This window comes from Acinetobacter sp. YH01004, from assembly GCF_013420455.1.
Taxonomy (GTDB): domain Bacteria; phylum Pseudomonadota; class Gammaproteobacteria; order Pseudomonadales; family Moraxellaceae; genus Acinetobacter; species Acinetobacter towneri.
Window position 1 is genome coordinate 352,210 of record NZ_VOXZ01000002.1, and the last position, 17,215, is coordinate 369,424.

At 41.0% G+C, this 17,215-nt stretch carries 15 protein-coding genes and 3 tRNA genes; 8 read left to right on the forward strand and 10 right to left on the reverse strand.

Going from position 1 to position 17,215, the window contains the following annotated elements; all coding sequences use genetic code 11:
* Positions 1-51: 51 nt before the first annotated feature.
* Positions 52-1,920 carry a hypothetical protein gene (locus FTT71_RS13280; RefSeq protein WP_257221874.1) on the forward strand — a complete coding sequence of 623 codons (1,869 nt, stop codon included), beginning with the start codon at positions 52-54 and terminating at the stop codon, positions 1,918-1,920.
* A gap of 38 nt (positions 1,921-1,958) precedes the next feature.
* Here the strand turns inward: FTT71_RS13280 and FTT71_RS02145 are convergent, their stop codons facing one another.
* The 5 genes from FTT71_RS02145 to FTT71_RS02165 all read right to left on the reverse strand — a co-directional run bounded on the left by FTT71_RS02145 (position 1,959) and on the right by FTT71_RS02165 (position 7,240).
* Positions 1,959-3,110: a LuxR C-terminal-related transcriptional regulator gene (locus FTT71_RS02145; RefSeq protein WP_154320957.1), complete on the reverse strand. Its 1,152-nt coding sequence runs from the start codon at positions 3,108-3,110 to the stop codon at positions 1,959-1,961.
* A gap of 267 nt (positions 3,111-3,377) precedes the next feature.
* Complete coding sequence (groL, locus tag FTT71_RS02150) at positions 3,378-5,012, reverse strand: chaperonin GroEL (RefSeq protein WP_154320958.1); 1,635 nt, start codon at positions 5,010-5,012, stop codon at positions 3,378-3,380.
* 59 nt (positions 5,013-5,071) lie between these two features.
* Positions 5,072-5,362: a co-chaperone GroES gene (gene groES / locus FTT71_RS02155; RefSeq protein WP_004972131.1), complete on the reverse strand. Its 291-nt coding sequence runs from the start codon at positions 5,360-5,362 to the stop codon at positions 5,072-5,074.
* A 185-nt stretch (positions 5,363-5,547) separates the two neighbouring features.
* Complete coding sequence (locus FTT71_RS02160) at positions 5,548-6,321, reverse strand: metallophosphoesterase (protein WP_180158684.1); 774 nt, start codon at positions 6,319-6,321, stop codon at positions 5,548-5,550.
* Positions 6,302-7,240, reverse strand: coding sequence for a diacylglycerol kinase family protein (locus FTT71_RS02165; RefSeq protein ID WP_180095982.1), 939 nt, complete (start codon positions 7,238-7,240; stop codon positions 6,302-6,304). Before FTT71_RS02165 ends, FTT71_RS02160 begins: the two co-directional genes overlap by 20 nt.
* A gap of 417 nt (positions 7,241-7,657) precedes the next feature.
* Here FTT71_RS02165 and FTT71_RS02170 point away from each other — a divergent pair, with 417 nt between their 5' ends.
* The gene (locus FTT71_RS02170; RefSeq protein ID WP_180160679.1) at positions 7,658-9,487 is read left to right on the forward strand and encodes a phosphoenolpyruvate carboxykinase (GTP); all 1,830 of its coding nucleotides are present in this window, start codon (positions 7,658-7,660) and stop codon (positions 9,485-9,487) included.
* 293 nt (positions 9,488-9,780) lie between these two features.
* Positions 9,781-10,215, forward strand: coding sequence for a hypothetical protein (locus FTT71_RS02175; RefSeq protein ID WP_131260784.1), 435 nt, complete (start codon positions 9,781-9,783; stop codon positions 10,213-10,215).
* Between the two features lie 39 nt (positions 10,216-10,254).
* On the opposite strand, the gene FTT71_RS02180 is transcribed toward FTT71_RS02175, so the two are convergent.
* The gene (locus FTT71_RS02180; protein ID WP_004972140.1) at positions 10,255-10,923 is read right to left on the reverse strand and encodes a methyltransferase; all 669 of its coding nucleotides are present in this window, start codon (positions 10,921-10,923) and stop codon (positions 10,255-10,257) included.
* A 270-nt stretch (positions 10,924-11,193) separates the two neighbouring features.
* Positions 11,194-12,042: a bifunctional methylenetetrahydrofolate dehydrogenase/methenyltetrahydrofolate cyclohydrolase FolD gene (folD, locus tag FTT71_RS02185; protein ID WP_004972142.1), complete on the reverse strand. Its 849-nt coding sequence runs from the start codon at positions 12,040-12,042 to the stop codon at positions 11,194-11,196.
* A 152-nt stretch (positions 12,043-12,194) separates the two neighbouring features.
* Between folD and FTT71_RS02190 the strand changes: the two genes are divergently transcribed.
* The 3 genes from FTT71_RS02190 (at position 12,195) to FTT71_RS02200 (ending at position 13,210) form a co-directional block, all read left to right on the forward strand.
* Positions 12,195-12,268, forward strand: a tRNA-Cys gene (locus FTT71_RS02190).
* A 15-nt stretch (positions 12,269-12,283) separates the two neighbouring features.
* A tRNA-Leu gene (locus FTT71_RS02195) sits at positions 12,284-12,369 on the forward strand.
* A gap of 109 nt (positions 12,370-12,478) precedes the next feature.
* Positions 12,479-13,210 carry a hypothetical protein gene (locus FTT71_RS02200; RefSeq protein WP_096900995.1) on the forward strand — a complete coding sequence of 244 codons (732 nt, stop codon included), beginning with the start codon at positions 12,479-12,481 and terminating at the stop codon, positions 13,208-13,210.
* Positions 13,211-13,280: 70 nt separating this feature from the next.
* Here the strand turns inward: FTT71_RS02200 and FTT71_RS02205 are convergent, their stop codons facing one another.
* Positions 13,281-15,053, reverse strand: a complete 1,773-nt coding sequence (locus FTT71_RS02205; protein ID WP_180043626.1) for an alkaline phosphatase — start codon at positions 15,051-15,053, stop codon at positions 13,281-13,283.
* 209 nt (positions 15,054-15,262) lie between these two features.
* Here FTT71_RS02205 and FTT71_RS02210 point away from each other — a divergent pair.
* Together FTT71_RS02210 and FTT71_RS02215 are read left to right on the forward strand one after the other, a co-directional pair.
* Positions 15,263-15,348, forward strand: a tRNA-Leu gene (locus FTT71_RS02210).
* A gap of 119 nt (positions 15,349-15,467) precedes the next feature.
* Positions 15,468-15,893 carry a hypothetical protein gene (locus tag FTT71_RS02215; RefSeq protein WP_167845853.1) on the forward strand — a complete coding sequence of 142 codons (426 nt, stop codon included), beginning with the start codon at positions 15,468-15,470 and terminating at the stop codon, positions 15,891-15,893.
* A 25-nt stretch (positions 15,894-15,918) separates the two neighbouring features.
* Here FTT71_RS02215 and FTT71_RS02220 read toward each other — a convergent pair whose 3' ends face one another.
* Together FTT71_RS02220 and folP are read right to left on the reverse strand one after the other, a co-directional pair.
* A complete protein-coding gene (locus tag FTT71_RS02220) occupies positions 15,919-16,233 on the reverse strand; it encodes a DUF5713 family protein (protein ID WP_131260668.1) in 315 nt (104 codons plus the stop codon).
* A gap of 90 nt (positions 16,234-16,323) precedes the next feature.
* Entirely contained in the window at positions 16,324-17,178 is an 855-nt protein-coding gene (folP, locus tag FTT71_RS02225; RefSeq protein WP_218946016.1) for a dihydropteroate synthase, read from the reverse strand.
* Positions 17,179-17,215: the final 37 nt, after the last annotated feature.

Sequence of the window (17,215 nt, forward strand, 5' to 3'; positions counted from 1 at the left end):
ATCTTATTTCTATACTTCTGACATAACAATTTGGATGACAAGGAATTCATGATGAAAAAAACCTTATTATGCTTAACTTTAGCAGGCTTACTCAGTGCATGTGGTGGTTCAGACAATGATTCTGGTAGTTCTGCTCCCCCACCATCAAACACCACAAAAACTGGCGTACTGACCGATGGGCCTGTGAGTGGTGCAACTTATACAATTAATGGTGTCTCTAAACGTACAAATGCTCAAGGGGAGTTTGAATATCAAGAGGGTGATGAAATCACTTTCTCCATCGGAAATATTGAAATTGGCACAGTGATTGGTGCTGATCGTATTACCCCTGTGGAGTTAGCTGATGATGTAACAACACGAACAAATTTACTTATTTTTTTACAATCTTTAGATTCTCAGGGGGGGCATGACGATGGTATTCAAATCCCTGACTCAGTGAGTCAACTCCCTGCAAACTCAATTGACCTCTCTAAACCAACAACTGAATTTATTACAAGCTTTCAACCTGTTCTACAAACAATAGAAGATTTTAAAGATAAAGTCGTAGTTAGCGCAACAGAAGCACAAGCTAACTTTAACCAAACACTACTCAAAGATATCGTTGGGGTTTGGTATGCGAAAAATGCTGACTCAGAAATCGTACTTCAAGTAACCTCAGACGGGAAATACCTGATTGGCGAACCTATTGTTAGCTCACCATCTGATAGTGCAAATGGCATGGAGTATGGTGAATTATCGGTAAATGCTGTTGCTGGAGATTTATGGGCGCAATCTTCAATTGATACAAATGAAGATTGGGGCTTAACTGATTCTGGAAAAACACGTGATATGAAAATATCATTTGATGGTACGCAGTTAAAAATTTCTGAAGCTCAAAACCCTAATGAAAGTGCAACATTTACTAAAGTCCCTCAAAACAATTCGAGCATTGCCGGTGCTTGGAACTCAAGTTCAGGCAAGCAACTATTTGTTTTCAATCCGGATAATAATACCTATATCATGGTTGATGCTGTTGGGGACGATCAAGTGGAAGTTGGAGAAATGCCTTGTGGTGGACCAGGTATCGAATATGGTAAATATCGTGTTCAAGATGGAAAGTTATTCGTAGATAATATCCTGATCGATACAAATGGCTGTGCAGGCTTATCTGACAATAGTGCAAACTCAAGCTCAGGTCTACCAGTCACGGTTAATTCGACATCACTTACACTCCACGAACCAAATGAAGGTACATTTATACTCACAAGACCCAATACAGAAGGTACTACCACAAGTAGCGCAAGCCAATTCTATAAAGATATTGCTGGAACTTGGGAAATTGGACGTACCAATGCATCTGCTGTTTTATTACATATTTTACCCGATGGACGTTATGCTCTGGGTGAAGCAGATGTAGCTGATGAAACAGGGAAGCCTGGTATTGAAATCGGACAATTAAATTGGAATGCTTTAACCTCAGCGCTGAACCCTGTAATTTCCATAGATACAAACGGTGACTACGGGCTTTCACATCCTGACAATGATGGTCACCACCGCCTAAGTTATAATGGCACAGATCTAGTGCTGACTGATGTAGGAAGTAATAGCACCTATATTTTAACTAAAGTAAAACAATCATCAGGTCTAGTTGGCACTTGGCAATTTAATCAAACTCACTTGTTTGCTTTCTTTGACACAGGATTCTATTTCTTGTTAGACACCGAAGGTGATTGCGATAACCCAGGAATTGAATATGGTAAATATTCAATAACATCCAATACACTTGCCGTAACAGAAGTGTTATATGACACCAACGGTTGCGGTGGATTACATGACACTTCGGATAGCGCTAAAGTTAATGCAACTTATAGCATCTCCGGAACAAGTCTAACCTTGCATCCACAAGGCGAAGACACTATTACCCTACAACGTAGTAACTAAACATATTTTAAAGCTGCCTAAGCAAAATTTAGGCAGCTTTAACCAATATGCTCAAAATGAATGGTACAGCTCATTAATAAATGCATAAGTTCAATTTGCGAGTTGCATTGGGTTTTTTCATAAATATTTTTAAAATAAGTGCGCACGGAACTGAGGGTAATCCCGCAATGTTCCGCAATTTCTTCTAACTTATAACCATTCAACAACAACTCACACAGCTCAAACTCGCGTTTAGACAATTGATAAGCTTGCTGCAAATAGGCTTGTGACAAGGCATAGTGCTGATGCATATCGGTCAGAAATACCGCAATTTGATGTTGTCTTGCATTTTGATGCTGCATATTTTTTAATTTAGAACAAGGTACGATAGTCAGCATTAATTGTTGTCCTTTCGCATCTGACAAAGACAATACACCGCCTACATCTGCGTTTAATGCCGACTGTCCCAACAACGCTGAATGTAATAATTGATCTAAACGACTTTGATCATAAGCATGGGTTTTTAAACGATTATACAAGTCCAAATCTAAACATGAATCGTGTTCCAGCATGCTTTGAGCTAAAGGGTTTGAATAAATCAAACTCAGCTGATGATCAAGCAAAATTACACCTGTTTTTAAATGATCGAGCACACTATACAAACTTAAATTTTCTTGTTTAACCAAACTAAATTGACGATGGATTTGTAAGGCACGGCGCAAATGCACACCCAAATGCTTTAAAAAATCCAACTCTTTTTGTTGATACGGCGCTACATCTGGCGCACGATGTAATCCTAAAACTGCCCAACGATGTGAACCCTGATCGAGCAAAACAGCCGAGATATAACTAATTCCCGTCGGATTCAAACACCGTTCATAAAAGATATATTCATCACTTTCAGGGTTTTCCCCATAATGCGATAAATCCGAGCTCGCTACTTGTCCCACACCTAAATTTTCCCACAATACTCGGTGTAACTGCATGTCAATCACGCGAATCCGCTCATCACGATAGGCATGCAAAGCTTCATCTGGAATATTGTGACTAAATAAAAAATCGTAACTTGGGCTAAATTGATCTAAGGCAGTAAAAATGGCGGTTTTACTGTCTGTATATTGAACAATTTTTTCAATTACTTGCGGCCATAAATTCACATCTACAGCGGCATCATAAATACTGCCTATAATTTCGTGTTCTCGGTTATCCATTTTTATCCCCTTTATGCCTACTCCAGCCTGCATTACACTTATTTAATCATTTGTTTTTCTTATTATTCCAAGTAGCATAGTGGGTTTTATTCACAAAAAAAAGCAGTTTAAATACATATCACGCATTTAATAAATAAATAAATAAATGGAAAATGGCTAGGCAGTTTTGCTTTTTCATGCGTGCAAACTCTGAATTATAAAAACCACGCCATAAAAAAACCCCGTATCTGACGATACGAGGTTTTTGAAGTTTGGGTCCGCTGATAATTACATCATGCCGCCCATACCACCCATGCCACCCATATCTGGCATTGCTGGCTTGTCTTCTGGAATTTCAGTAATCATACATTCTGTTGTTAACATCAGGCCAGCAACAGACGCTGCATGCTCAAGTGCAGAACGAGTTACTTTTGCAGGGTCAAGAATACCCATTTCCAACATGTCGCCATATTCACCAGTCGCAGCGTTATAACCATAGTTACCTTCACCGTTCTTCACAGCATTGATTACTACAGATGGCTCATCACCAGCATTGGCTACGATTTGACGAAGCGGAGCTTCGATTGCACGACGAAGAATGTTGATACCTACGTTTTGGTCATCGTTAGCACCAGTCAGACCATCAAGTGCAGATGCAGCACGCACCAGTGCAACACCACCACCTGCAACAACACCTTCTTCAACCGCAGCGCGAGTTGCGTGAAGCGCATCATCCACACGGTCTTTCTTCTCTTTCATTTCAACTTCAGTTGCAGCACCAATTTTGATGACTGCAACACCGCCTGCTAATTTAGCAACGCGTTCTTGAAGTTTTTCTTTGTCGTATTCTGAAGTAGATTCTTCGATTTGCGCACGGATTTGCTGAACACGCTCAGAAATCTGATTTGCATCACCAGCACCATCCACAATCACGGTGTTTTCTTTAGAGACTGTAACTTTGTGCGCGCTACCCAAATGCTCTAGTGATGTTTGCTCCAAAGACATACCAATTTCTTCAGAAATAACCGTACCGCCTGTCAAGATTGCAATATCTTGAAGCATTGCTTTACGACGATCACCAAAACCAGGCGCTTTCACCGCACATACTTTGATGATACCACGCATGTTGTTCACAACAAGCGTTGCCAGCGCTTCGCCTTCAACATCTTCAGCAATGATTAGAAGTGGCTTACCTGTTTTTGCAACCGCTTCTAGGACAGCAATCAGTTCACGAATGTTGCTGATTTTTTTATCAACTAGAAGAATGAACGGATTTTCAAGTTCTGCAGTCAAAGTATCTTGTTTGTTCGCGAAGTATGGCGAGATATAACCGCGGTCAAACTGCATACCTTCTACAACGTCAAGCGCGTCTTCAAAGCCTGAACCTTCTTCAACAGTGATTACGCCTTCTTTACCAACGCGTTCCATTGCTTGTGCAATGAGTTTACCTACTGTTTCATCAGAGTTTGCAGAGATCGAACCCACTTGCTCAATCGCTTTAGTATCAGATGCTGGTTTAGCCGTTGCTTTAATGTCTGCAACGACTGCCTTAACAGCAAGGTCGATACCACGTTTCAAATCCATTGGGTTCATGCCCGCAGTTACAGATTTGATGCCTTCATTTAAAATGGCTTGTGCAAGTACTGTTGCAGTGGTCGTACCGTCACCTGCGATATCATTGGTTTTGCTAGACACTTCACGTACAAGCTGAGCACCCATGTTCTCAAACTTGTCTTTCAAGGTGATTTCTTTCGCAACAGATACACCATCTTTAGTGATGTGCGGCGCACCGAAAGAACGGTCAATCACTACGTTACGACCTTTAGGGCCTAAAGTTACTTTAACTGCGTCTGCAAGTACGTTTACACCTGCAATCATTTTTGTGCGAGCTGAATCACCAAATTTTACGTCTTTAGCTGACATGTCTAACTCCAAATATTTTTAAATAATGTTCAAATTTGCTTTGAATATGAGTTCTGAAATTAGCCTTCAAGTACCGCTAAAATATCAGACTCTTTCATAATTAGAAGTTCTTCACCGTCTACTTTAACTGTGGTGCCTGCATAAGTACCAAACAAGACTTTGTCACCCACTTTTACGTCTAAAGCGCGTACGCCATTGTCTGTAATTTGACCATTACCTACTGCAATCACTTCACCTTGGGCTGGTTTTTCTGCAGCAGAACCTGGAAGCAAGATACCGCCAGCTGTTTTTGTTTCTTCTTCAACACGACGAATAACTACGCGGTCATGTAATGGACGAATGTTGCTCATAAATAACTCCATTAGACTAAGTCAATGTATAGATTCCTGATGACGACTTAATTATTCCTTTGGTCATCATCAAAATAAATTTTAGATGACACTGTTGTGGGGATGGAAATAAACGCTTCAAGGGGGAAAGATAAAAATATTTCAGTTTTTGTTGTTTTTTTAGACAAATTGGCTAGGTCGGTGTTTTATTCTGCATTTTGTTGCCACAACACAAATTGCTTTTTTTCAGCATCAAAAATGTAATGCTGCACATCACCATTGTTACACAATACATTTAAGCTATTCGGCATACCTTGATGCAAACGATATGAAATTGCAGTACCTGCATGAATATCCAGCACAGGATGCGCTACACCTAAGGCATAAATTTGATTTAAGTCATACACGGCTGGTTGATGTAAATGCCCATGCAGCAAGGCATACAAACCATTTTTGCTCCACTGCTCTAAGGCAATTCGCCCCAACACTGGGCAATCTTTAATGCTGTGGCGATCATCTGGTGGTGTATAAAATGGTTGATGCGCCACCAAAATTTTAAACTTATTACTTGGCGCAACTTGTAGCAAAGCTTCAACTTCCTGAATTTGACTTAAAGAAATATGCCCGCGAGTATGAAAACGGCGTCGAATACTATTTACGCCTATCAGATAAAAATGTTGCGTTTCCAACACACTTTCCATGCGCCCAAAAAACAACTGATAACGGGCGAATGGACTCAAAAACCTTTTCCAGAGATGATACAGCGGAATATCGTGATTACCTGGTACTACCAAATACGGCACATCTAAACTGTCTAAAAAATGCTTACAGGCATAAAATTGTGCATAACGTGCGCGTTGAGTTAAATCGCCGCTCACCACTACCGCTTCAGGCTGCAATGATGCACACAACTGTTGAATCGCCTGCATACACGCGATATTTTCGGTGCCGAAATGCAAATCAGACAGATGCAATAACATGCGGCACCTTAATGTTGAGTGCATTCTTCTGCACCGAAATATGTAATGGCGGACGCATTTTGACAATTTCCCCATCTATCGCCACGGTCAGCTGCGTCTGTGTACTGTGAATTACCACCTGATCTGCAGCAAAACTATAAACATCACTGGCTTGATCTAGTTTGCCCTGAATCATTTGCCATAAAATTTTAAATAAAGTCAGCTTATCGCTTTTGGCAACCACGACACCCGCAACTTTGCCCTGTTCTGCCGCTTGCGCAATACGTAAATTCATTTCAGATAATTGCAATTGATTATTGCCAAAGAAAATCAACGGGGTTTTTAAGGGATAAAGTGTGCCATCGATTGCAATTTTTAATTTTAACTCTTTACGGTCACGAATCAGCACATCCAAACCTGAAGTATAGGCATGCAAAGGTAAACGTCCTAAATATTGGTTATAACGCTCGCGCTTTTGAATGAATAAAGGATACAAACCCAAACTGGCATTGTTTAAATAAATATGTTGATTGATTTGTGCCACATGCACAGCTCGCGTCGTGCCTGTGGCAATGACCTGTGCGGCTTCAATTAAATCCAGTGGAATATTCAGTAAGCGCGCCACATAATTAAACGTGCCCAAAGGCAAAATACCCATGGGGATAGATGTCCCTTTTAACTTTGCAGCAACCGCATTTAAAGTACCATCTCCACCCGCTGCAACCACAACACCGCTTAACTGCGCTGCTTGATGCCGTGCTAACACCTGTTGCATCAGTTGATCAAAATTGGCGATTTCACCCATTTCAAACAATTGGATTTCAAAACCATGCTGTGACAAAACATGCAGCAACTCTTCATAGACACCTTCTTGCTGTGTGGCATGAAATCCTGATTTTTGATTATAAATAAGAGATAAAGGCTGTAATGTTGTCGACATTTTCTTCAATCATTTTAAAGCTTTTGCTCTAATTTCGACCAATTGATGCAGAATGAAAAGCAGCTTTATGTAAAAATCGAATGACGACCATTCATTAAATCAATAATCATTCTTTATAAAATTTAAGATATAAGTACATGTTTTAATTAAAAATAATTAAAATAAATAATGCCCATAATTTTTTTAAATAATGATAAATGGAACACAAAAAAGTTGTAAGCCCATGTTTCATATATGTTATTCATTATTTATATGGGTATTTTTCACATAAAGCTAAATCAAGCCTATGTCTTATTTTTTTTATGTTTTTGTGCTTTAATACAGCCACTTTTTTTTCATATTTCATCTGAACCATGTACCCCATCGTTCAGATTGTACTTTGTACACGATTTGTACACATTTAAGATAGGCCTCACCATGACCCAAGTGAACGCACCAGAATTCGTTCGTCACCCTAAGCTTATTGCATGGGTTGAAGAAATTGCAAAGTTAACGAAACCAGCAAAAATTGAATGGTGTGACGGTAGCGCAGAAGAATATCAACGTCTAATCGACTTGATGATCGCTAACGGCACCATGCAAGCATTAAACCAAGAAAAACACCCTGGTTCGTACCTTGCAAATTCAGATCCTTCTGACGTTGCTCGTGTTGAAGACCGTACTTACATCTGCTCTGAAAACAAAGAAGATGCTGGTGCGACGAACAACTGGGAAGCGCCAGCTGAAATGCGCGCTAAATTAAACGGTTTATTCGACGGTTCAATGGCTGGTCGTACCATGTATGTGGTTCCATTCTCTATGGGCCCATTAGGTAGCCACATTGCTCACATCGGTATTGAATTAACTGACTCTCCTTATGTTGCTGTCAGCATGTCTAAAATGGCTCGTATGGGTAAAGCTGTTTATGACGTATTGGGCACAGATGGCGAATTTGTTCCTTGCGTACACACTGTGGGCGCACCATTGGCTGAAGGCGAGAAAGACGTTGCTTGGCCATGTAACAAAGAAAAATACATCGTACATTATCCAGAAACTCGTGAAATCTGGTCGTATGGTTCTGGTTACGGCGGTAACGCATTATTGGGTAAAAAATGCTTAGCGCTTCGTATTGCTTCTGCAATGGGTCGTGAACAAGGCTGGTTAGCTGAACACATGCTTATTTTAGGCGTGACCAACCCACAAGGCGAAAAACACTACATCGCAGCAGCATTCCCTTCTGCATGTGGTAAAACCAACTTTGCGATGTTAATTCCACCTGCAGGTTATGAAGGCTGGAAAATTGAAACTGTAGGTGACGATATTGCTTGGATCAAACCAGGTGAAGATGGTCGCTTATATGCAATTAACCCTGAAGCTGGTTTCTTCGGTGTTGCTCCTGGTACAAACACCAAGACTAACCCGAACTGTATGGCAACTCTGCACAAAGACGTGATTTATACCAACGTTGCTGTGACTGACAACGGCGAAGTATGGTGGGAAGGTCTATCTAAAGAAGTTCCTGCAAACTTAACCAACTGGAAAGGTCAACCACATACTGGCGCAGAAAAAGCAGCTCATCCAAATGCGCGCTTCACTGTTGCAGCGGGTCAATGCCCTTCTATCGATGCTGACTGGGAAAATCCAGCAGGTGTTCCAATTTCAGCGTTCATCTTCGGTGGTCGTCGTGCAGACACAGTGCCTCTAATTTCAGAAGCATTTGACTGGGTAGATGGCGTATATAAAGCAGCAACGATGGGTTCTGAAACGACTGCAGCAGCCGTTGGTCAACAAGGTATTGTACGCCGTGACCCATTTGCAATGCTTCCGTTTGCTGGTTACAACATGGCAGACTACTTCTCTCACTGGTTAGAGATGGGTGAGCAAGTTGGCGAGAAAGCAAAAGCTGCAGGCAACAAATTACCAGGTATCTACAATGTAAACTGGTTCCGTCGTGATGCAGAAGGCAACTTCGTATGGCCTGGTTTTGGTCAAAACATGCGTGTGCTTGAGTGGATCATTGATCGTTGCGAAGGTCGTGCAGAAGCTATTGAAACTCCAATTGGTTTCGTTCCAAAGTATGAGCAATTGAACTGGACTGGTTTAGATTTCTCTAAAGAGCAATTTGAAACTGTAACAGCGCAAGACAAAGAACAATGGATCAAAGAGTTAGAAAGCCACACTGAGTTATTCAACAAACTTGGTGAGCGCTTACCTGCTGCATTGAAAGCACGTCAAGCTGCTTTACTTGAAGCGGTTAAGTCTGCGTAATTCAACGCTGATGGCTAAAAAAAGGTCACTTCGGTGACCTTTTTTATTGCCCTAATATTTTATGTGTTAAAAGCACCGAAATCCGCTCTTCAACAATCCCACCTGATGTGTAAATACTAAATAATACGAAGATTCAAAGTAAAAACATGACATCATCAAAACACACTTATCACCCCCAATATAGACAGCCTACCACATCACCAACAAAGCCATGCTTTGTCCACTCAGCTATGGCATACTTAAAACAAGAATGAAATGACATCAAAACATGAGACATGATCATGAATAAAACCATGAAGAATACAATGATTATTTTGGCTATGACGGGACTTGGGTTAGGTTTATCCGCTTGTCAAAGTTTGCCTGAGCAAAACGAGAATAGTTTTATTGGCTATAAAGTCGAAAGCAAAACTGATCGCAACGCAGTATTAGCCTACACTCTTGCAGGACGTCAAAACCAACAGCGCGATGAAAGTAAATTACAGCGTGCCTGCCAAAAAGAACTTGGTGCGCATAAAACTTATCAATTGCGGATTTTAAGTATTAATGAAGTGGTGAATCCTGCAGCCAACCAACAAGACCCGTATGGTCGCCAACTTGGGCAAAGCCGCACCTCTATTGGCTTATCGAACACACCTGAGCTACATAGCAGTGAAAACTATGCTACACGTCAGGCCTTAGATGCTCGCCCAAGCACACTGCGCATTGTGCGTTATAGCTGCAATTAATTCGCGCCACAAAACTGGCTTCCTATAAGACGTGATGAGTTATCGCGTCTTATAAAAACTCACATTACGGAACTCTTTGGCTTCATCCAAATCTGGCCATGTGGTCGCGCTGCGTTCATCTATTTTTATATATTGTGGATGACTAAAGTTTTTCACTCGGCTGTCTGCCACCCAAACTTCTGGGGCGAACTTTAAGAACTCATCTAAAAAAAAGCGATTGCATTGATCATAAAGTACATCGGCAGCCAACAATACATCCACTTGTTCTGCTTTGTATAGATCATCTAAATATTCAAGCACCACATCATTCAATTCAGCATTGGCTCGACAGGCTGCAAGGCTAATGGGGTCAATATCACAACAAATTACCCGTTTGGCACCTGCCATTTTTGCAGCAATCGCCACCACGCCCGAACCTGCACCAAAGTCTAAAACGACTTTATTTTTTACTTGCTGCGGTTCTGCCAATAACCATTGCGCCATTGCAAGTCCTGAAGCCCAACAGAAAATCCAGTACGGCGTATCATTCCAAATACGACGAATCACTTCATCATCTAGCTTGTCGGTAGGAAATACTGGTGGAATAAGCCAAAGTGAAATAGGCGTTTCAGGCAATTGCTGTGCCAGTAATTCACAATTTGGAATTACATCATGTAAAGCATCTAAAAGATGTTCAGGGGCTTTAGGAAATTGAAAGGTACAGCTCATTGGATTTTTATTCGTTCTAATTTAAAAAGTTCCCTCTGCTTTTTTAAAGGAGAGGGGGCATTCATTATTTTTACAATGAATTCCCCACTCTTTTTTAGGAGAGTTAGGGAGAGAATTTTTAAGCCCTCATCCCAGCCTTCTCCCTGAGCCGTATACGGCGCAAGAGAAGGAGCATCCATTATTTTCACAATGAATTTCCCCTCTCCTGAGCAAAATTTAAAGCACTGCTTTTAAATTGAAGCGCAAGAGAGGGTTAGGGAGAGGTCTTCATCAACCTAACGCTTTCTCAGCCGCTTCAACCGTTTGACGAATCAAAGTTGTAATCGTCATTGGGCCAACGCCACCTGGTACAGGCGTATATGCAGAAGCAATCTCTTCAATGCCTTGCAATTGGATATCTCCAACACCACCGCCATCACGTGGATGGAAGCCTGCATCAACAACCACAGCGCCTGGTTTGATCCAGTCTTTTTGAATCAATTCAGCTTTACCAACCGCACCAACAATAATGTCCGCTTGTTTCACAAAACTTGCAAGATCTTGGGTACGTGAATGGCAAATGGTTACTGTTGCATTGGCTTCAAGAAGCATCGCAGCCATTGGTTTACCTAAAATTGCCGAACGCCCCACAACAACGGCATGTTTGCCTGCAATTTCAATGTTTTTTTCTTTAAGAATGGTCATAATGCCTGCAGGTGTTGCAGAACCATATGCAGCTTCGCCCATTGCCATACGACCATAACCTAAACAGGTCACACCATCTACGTCTTTTGCAAGTGAAATCGCATCAAAACAAGCACGCTCATCAATTTGCGCAGGAACTGGGTGTTGCAACAAAATACCATGCACATCAGGATTGGCATTCAATTTTTCAATTTCTGCCAATAATTGTTCTGTGGTGGTTTCTGTTGGCAATTCTACTTTTAAAGAATCCATGCCCACACGACGGCAAGCATTGCCCTTCATGCGTACATAAGTTGCAGATGCACCGTCATCACCGACCAAAATAGTCGCTAGAATTGGGGTACGACCTGATTTTGCTTTTAACGCTTCTACACGTGTTAACAGATCAGCTTCAATTTGTTTTGCCAATGCACGACCGTCTAAAATTAATGCCACGGCACATCTCCAAATGTTGATATGAATCAATTTTGCAAATAATACATGATTATTTAGACTATTTTATTCTATATGTCGAATTAATGTGCATCTGCTCATTTAATAGTATTGTTTTTTTTTCAGAGCTTGCTAATATACGCATCACAAGACGCGGCGGGGTGGCAGAGTGGTCATGCAGCGGACTGCAACTCCGTGGACGCCGGTTCGATTCCGACCTCCGCCTCCAATCTTGTAAAACTATGCCCGAGTGGTGAAATCGGTAGACACAGGGGATTTAAAATCCCCCGCCCTCAAAGCGTGCCAGTTCGAGTCTGGCCTCGGGCACCATTTTAAAATAGATTAAAATGGTGCAAATAAAGAACCCAGCATTAAGCTGGTTTTTTTATGCCTAAATTTTAGGTTTTCCCCTCTTTATTCAATATTCAATGATGCCTCTATGAACCCTAAACAAGCGCTTCTTGATTTGCAGCAATTGCAACAACAATACCCTGCTGCATTTAAAAGAAATATTTTGTTTTATGGTTTTATTCAAAGCAAAGGCATGCTGGATGATTGGAAAGAAATGATTCCATGGGTCTTGGCCTGCCTGATTTTTATTCCTATTTCAATCAGTCTGGCGCACGGGATTCAAAACTTTGCACCGCAGTACGATGCCTTTCAAGCCAAGGCATTGGCGATTTTAGCCATCATGTTAGGTTTTATGCTGCTTCTACCTTATGTGTTGTATCAAATTAAACACAGTTCGGCATCGTGGTATCAACTACAGCAACATGCCACCATAAAAATAGCAGTATTGATTCTGCTACAAGCGGTAAATTTCGCCTATTTTCAGAGTGCAATTCTGCAAGGGATTTTATTCTTTTTCTGCATCAGTTTTGGTTTTGTACGTTTCTATAAAGAGAATATGTTCCGTGACCACATAAGCCTTGAACAAAAATATTGCTTAACGCAATTTCGCCGTGCTGCGTATTGGTCATATCGTCAAGCTGCTAAAATTCAATATCGGATGTATTTTTCCAATAAAAATAGCCCTCGTTTTGCCCAATTGAATCAGCAATATCAACATGCAATTCAGTTACACCAACAACTGATGCAGGTTGAACACAATTTATGTAAAAGCATTAAATACATAGATTTAGACAGTTATATTCAAGATAAACTCGATTAAAAACCTCCGCTTAATCATCAAAAAAAACCGAGCAACTTAGACTCGGTTTTCTGTAAATATCACACCAATTTTAAGTAGTTTTAGCGACATCAATGATTGGTTTTAAGTCTACACCATACTTCTGTTGATGACCACGCGTATCATCGAGTTTGTATTCACGTGCCTTAACCGTATCTATAAACTTCCAATCTGCAACCACTTGCGCACGATCAAAAGTCACCGTTAAATAACCACGTTGATTTAAGTTGCAATAATCCAGTTCATCAATCAGTTCTTGAAAGGCATATTCCAACGCTGCCATTTCGTCTGCAGGCACATTTAAGTAATACTCAATTCCGGGCGATGATACCGAGCTGGTCGCGAATTCCAACCCAACCTCATGATTTGTTTCATGTGTATGCAAGGTTGCAGCCCAAGCATTGTGAGTATCACCTGCCAACACCACTGCTTTTTTCCCAAGTTGCTGCAATGTCCCATACACAACTTCTCGCTCGTAGGCATAACCATCCCAAGCATCGAGGTTATAAGGTGCAACCGCATACAAACGTGCCTTATCTACTGCTGTCAAAGTTGGATCATTCGCTTTTAAACGCAATTTCAGCGTGACCAATTCTGTAATTTTCTGCTTCATTTGTGCAAGTGTTTCAGGTTGCTGATCACCATTGGTGATTTTCGCTAAAGGCAATAACAGTTCTTGTGGAATCAGTATTTTCGCCATCAACACTTGTTGAGCCAAAACATTCCAAGTAGCCCTAGACTGCCCCAACTGCTTTTGCAACCATTCTCGTTGAACTCCACCCATCAATGTGCGTTGATCACTAAATAAATCTGCCTGAAATTTAGCAGCATCAATACCTTCTGCCGTCATATAGTTAGCATAATCTAATTGCTTATGACGCGCCAAAATACGCGTATCCAGCATCATCAGATTCACCAAACCACCAAAATCAAACTGGCGATAAATATTCAAATGATCATTTTCTGCAACTGGACGAATTGGCATCCACTCGAAATAAGCCTGTAATGCCGCAATTTTACGTTCTATAAAGCTGCCTTCACCTTCTTGATGATTATCTGCACCCGCTTCCCAAGTATCATTACTGAGTTCATGGTCATCCCAAATGACAATAAATGGATGGCGTTGGTGAGCAGTCTGCAAATCAGCATCGGTACGATATAAAGCATAACGTTTACGATAATCATCTAACTTGATAATTTCTTTATCATTGTCTGCAGCAAAGGTACGTCCTAACTGTTTTGCATCGTCAGTCGCGTAGCCACCTTGTCCATATTCATAAATATAATCACCCAAGTGAATAATCACATCCAGATTGTTTTCCTGTGCCATTTCTTTATACACATGAAAATAACCTGCGGGATAGTTCGAGCAAGAACAGACCGCAAATTTCACTTGATCGCTGCGTTGTGGCAAGGTTTTGGTCTGTCCTATAGCAGAAACCGTATTACCAAAGCGGAAACGGTAATAATATTTAGTCCCTGCCTGTAAACGATCTGCGTCCACTTTAACAGTAAAATCTTGCGCTGCGCTGGTTTGTACTTTGCCAGTATTTACCAATTGCTTAAACGCCTCATCGCTGGCAATTTCCCAAACCACTTCAATGCATGCTGCCATGTCACTTGGCGTTACACGTGTCCATAAAATAATACGATCATGCAGCGGATCACCACTGGCGACACCATGCAAAAACTGCACCTTTAATGCATTTTCTGCTGTATTTTCATTGTCATCACCACATGCAGTTAATGCGACTGGCAATGACAACGCCCCAAAACCAGCCAAACTTTTTTGAATCAGCTCTCGGCGAGTTAAGCGAATGTTCATGAATATTCCTTTTATTTTTCTTGAGCGCTCAACATAGAAATTTATGATTTCGCTTTGATCTCAAATTCATGAAATATTGATGACAAACAGCAGAAATATGCTTCAAACCGAACTTTTTTCAAGCTAATAAGTTGAATTGATTGAAAAGAAAGCAATTGTAAATAAATTTACTTGCCAAGTTTTATTTCGTCCTCTATTATTGCGCACATGCCCGAGTGGTGAAATCGGTAGACACAGGGGATTTAAAATCCCCCGCCCTCAAAGCGTGCCAGTTCGAGTCTGGCCTCGGGCACCATTCTAATGAATCAAATCATTCAAATGGTGCAAATAAAGAACTCCAGCATTAAGCTGGTTTTTTTATGCCTAAAAAATATAATATTGAAAACAATAACATTTATGTGCCGATGATTTGAAATGTCTCTACAACGCTTTATCTTCTCTTTCAAATGGGTGATCTGTTTATGCTGCTTGCTCAGTTTTGCAAGCCATGCACAAAATCCCAGCCTTGAGTCAGCAACCGAATCCGTAAACCCAATTGAAACTGATGCAGAATTTTATGATGTTTTTGCAGGAACATTGCAATATAAAAATCAAGAATTACAATTACGTCGTTGCAGCTTAGGCAACAATTTATATTTATTAAATTTCCAAAATCCTGAAGAAGAAAAGCAACTCAAAACTTTGCTGCAACAAAATACAAAGTTTTGGGTCAATTTAATTGCACAGCCGAATGAACATAATGGGCTATATACGTTGAATGTTCGGGAAATTGCAGAACTACATACACAGCAAAGTTGCCATTTGGATGATGTTTTAGATGATTTATTGAATCACCCATAAATTAAAGCTGAAAGAGAGTGACCTATCACCACTCTCTCGTTGCAATCAACTCTTCCATTTCAATCTCGAAATAGCCTTGATCTTGCAGCACCATCATCATCGCCTCAGCAATATAATCTGCTGCGGTATCGTCCAAATCTGAATCCAGATCTTCAAATTGTGGTTTCATTTTATTAATGGCTTGCACGGTCTGATCTGCAAAATGATAAATATCGGTTTCAGATAAATTGGATTTAGACACGTGTTTTGCAAACTGTTGAATCAGTTGTTTTAACTCAGCAACTAAAATATCAGGATAAAACTCATCATCAAACATCGGGAGAAGTAAATCTGCAAACATACAGGCACTCAAAAATACAGAGATTCAAGCGTGCCTATATAGCATAAGCAAGGCTTTAATTCTAGCTTCGCCCCAATTTGCATACTGCGATTAATTTGCCAACTGCATTGCTTGCCAGACTTTAATGGCGTCAGACATGGCTTTCACATCATGCGCACGCACCATACAAGCACCTTGCTGAATACTGAGTAAATGTGCCGCTACAGAACCAACTGCACGCTGTGTTGGCTCTGCCCCACCCAAAGCTTCACCAATAAAGCGTTTACGGGACAATGCCGATAAAATTGGATACCCCATACCATTAAGTTGATGCAACTCATTTAACAATTTCAGATTCTGTTGTGCATTTTTCGCAAAACCAAAACCTGGATCAATCATGATATTTTCAGGCTTGACCCCTACCGCCAAAGCATCAGCGACACGTTGCTGCAATTCTGCAATCACATCTGCAGTGACATCATCATATTGATCTAAATTGTTCATGGTGGTCGGTTCACCACGCATGTGCATAATAATCACGGGGATATTTAACTCAGCAGCTGTTTGCAACGCATTTGGACGGGTCAGCGCACGTACATCATTCCAGATATGCGCCCCCGCAGCTACGGCAGCACGAATCACTTCGGGCTGTGACGTATCAATCGAAAGTACCACATCATAAGCAGATAAGGCTTCCGCCACAGGAACCACACGACGAATTTCTTCTTCTACACTCACAGGACTTGCCCCCGGACGTGTAGACTCACCGCCAATATCAATCACGGTTGCACCTTCGGCTATCATTTCCAAAGCACGCGCCACAGCAGCATCTTTTTCATTATGTCGCCCACCATCACTAAACGAGTCTGGTGTCACATTTAGAATTCCCATCACATGCGGCTGAGATAAATCTAAACGCAAACGTCCACATTGCAATACACGTTTGGGTAATGGCATTAGCTGCATGCTGGTCTTCCTTTCAATTTGAAAAGCTTATTTTAAC

What these genes read in the sequence shown, in the direction of transcription:
- FTT71_RS13280 (WP_257221874.1), top strand. Translation starts at nt 52, where the DNA reads ATGAAAAAAACCTTATTATGCTTAACTTTAGCAGGCTTACTCAGTGCA.
- FTT71_RS02145 (WP_154320957.1), bottom strand. Translation starts at nt 3,110, where the DNA reads ATGGATAACCGAGAACACGAAATTATAGGCAGTATTTATGATGCCGCT.
- groL (WP_154320958.1), bottom strand. Translation starts at nt 5,012, where the DNA reads ATGTCAGCTAAAGACGTAAAATTTGGTGATTCAGCTCGCACAAAAATG.
- groES (WP_004972131.1), bottom strand. Translation starts at nt 5,362, where the DNA reads ATGAGCAACATTCGTCCATTACATGACCGCGTAGTTATTCGTCGTGTT.
- FTT71_RS02160 (WP_180158684.1), bottom strand. Translation starts at nt 6,321, where the DNA reads ATGTTATTGCATCTGTCTGATTTGCATTTCGGCACCGAAAATATCGCG.
- FTT71_RS02165 (WP_180095982.1), bottom strand. Translation starts at nt 7,240, where the DNA reads ATGTCGACAACATTACAGCCTTTATCTCTTATTTATAATCAAAAATCA.
- FTT71_RS02170 (WP_180160679.1), top strand. Translation starts at nt 7,658, where the DNA reads ATGACCCAAGTGAACGCACCAGAATTCGTTCGTCACCCTAAGCTTATT.
- FTT71_RS02175 (WP_131260784.1), top strand. Translation starts at nt 9,781, where the DNA reads ATGAAGAATACAATGATTATTTTGGCTATGACGGGACTTGGGTTAGGT.
- FTT71_RS02180 (WP_004972140.1), bottom strand. Translation starts at nt 10,923, where the DNA reads ATGAGCTGTACCTTTCAATTTCCTAAAGCCCCTGAACATCTTTTAGAT.
- FTT71_RS02200 (WP_096900995.1), top strand. Translation starts at nt 12,479, where the DNA reads ATGAACCCTAAACAAGCGCTTCTTGATTTGCAGCAATTGCAACAACAA.
- FTT71_RS02205 (WP_180043626.1), bottom strand. Translation starts at nt 15,053, where the DNA reads ATGAACATTCGCTTAACTCGCCGAGAGCTGATTCAAAAAAGTTTGGCT.
- FTT71_RS02215 (WP_167845853.1), top strand. Translation starts at nt 15,468, where the DNA reads ATGTCTCTACAACGCTTTATCTTCTCTTTCAAATGGGTGATCTGTTTA.
- FTT71_RS02220 (WP_131260668.1), bottom strand. Translation starts at nt 16,233, where the DNA reads ATGTTTGCAGATTTACTTCTCCCGATGTTTGATGATGAGTTTTATCCT.
- folP (WP_218946016.1), bottom strand. Translation starts at nt 17,178, where the DNA reads ATGCAGCTAATGCCATTACCCAAACGTGTATTGCAATGTGGACGTTTG.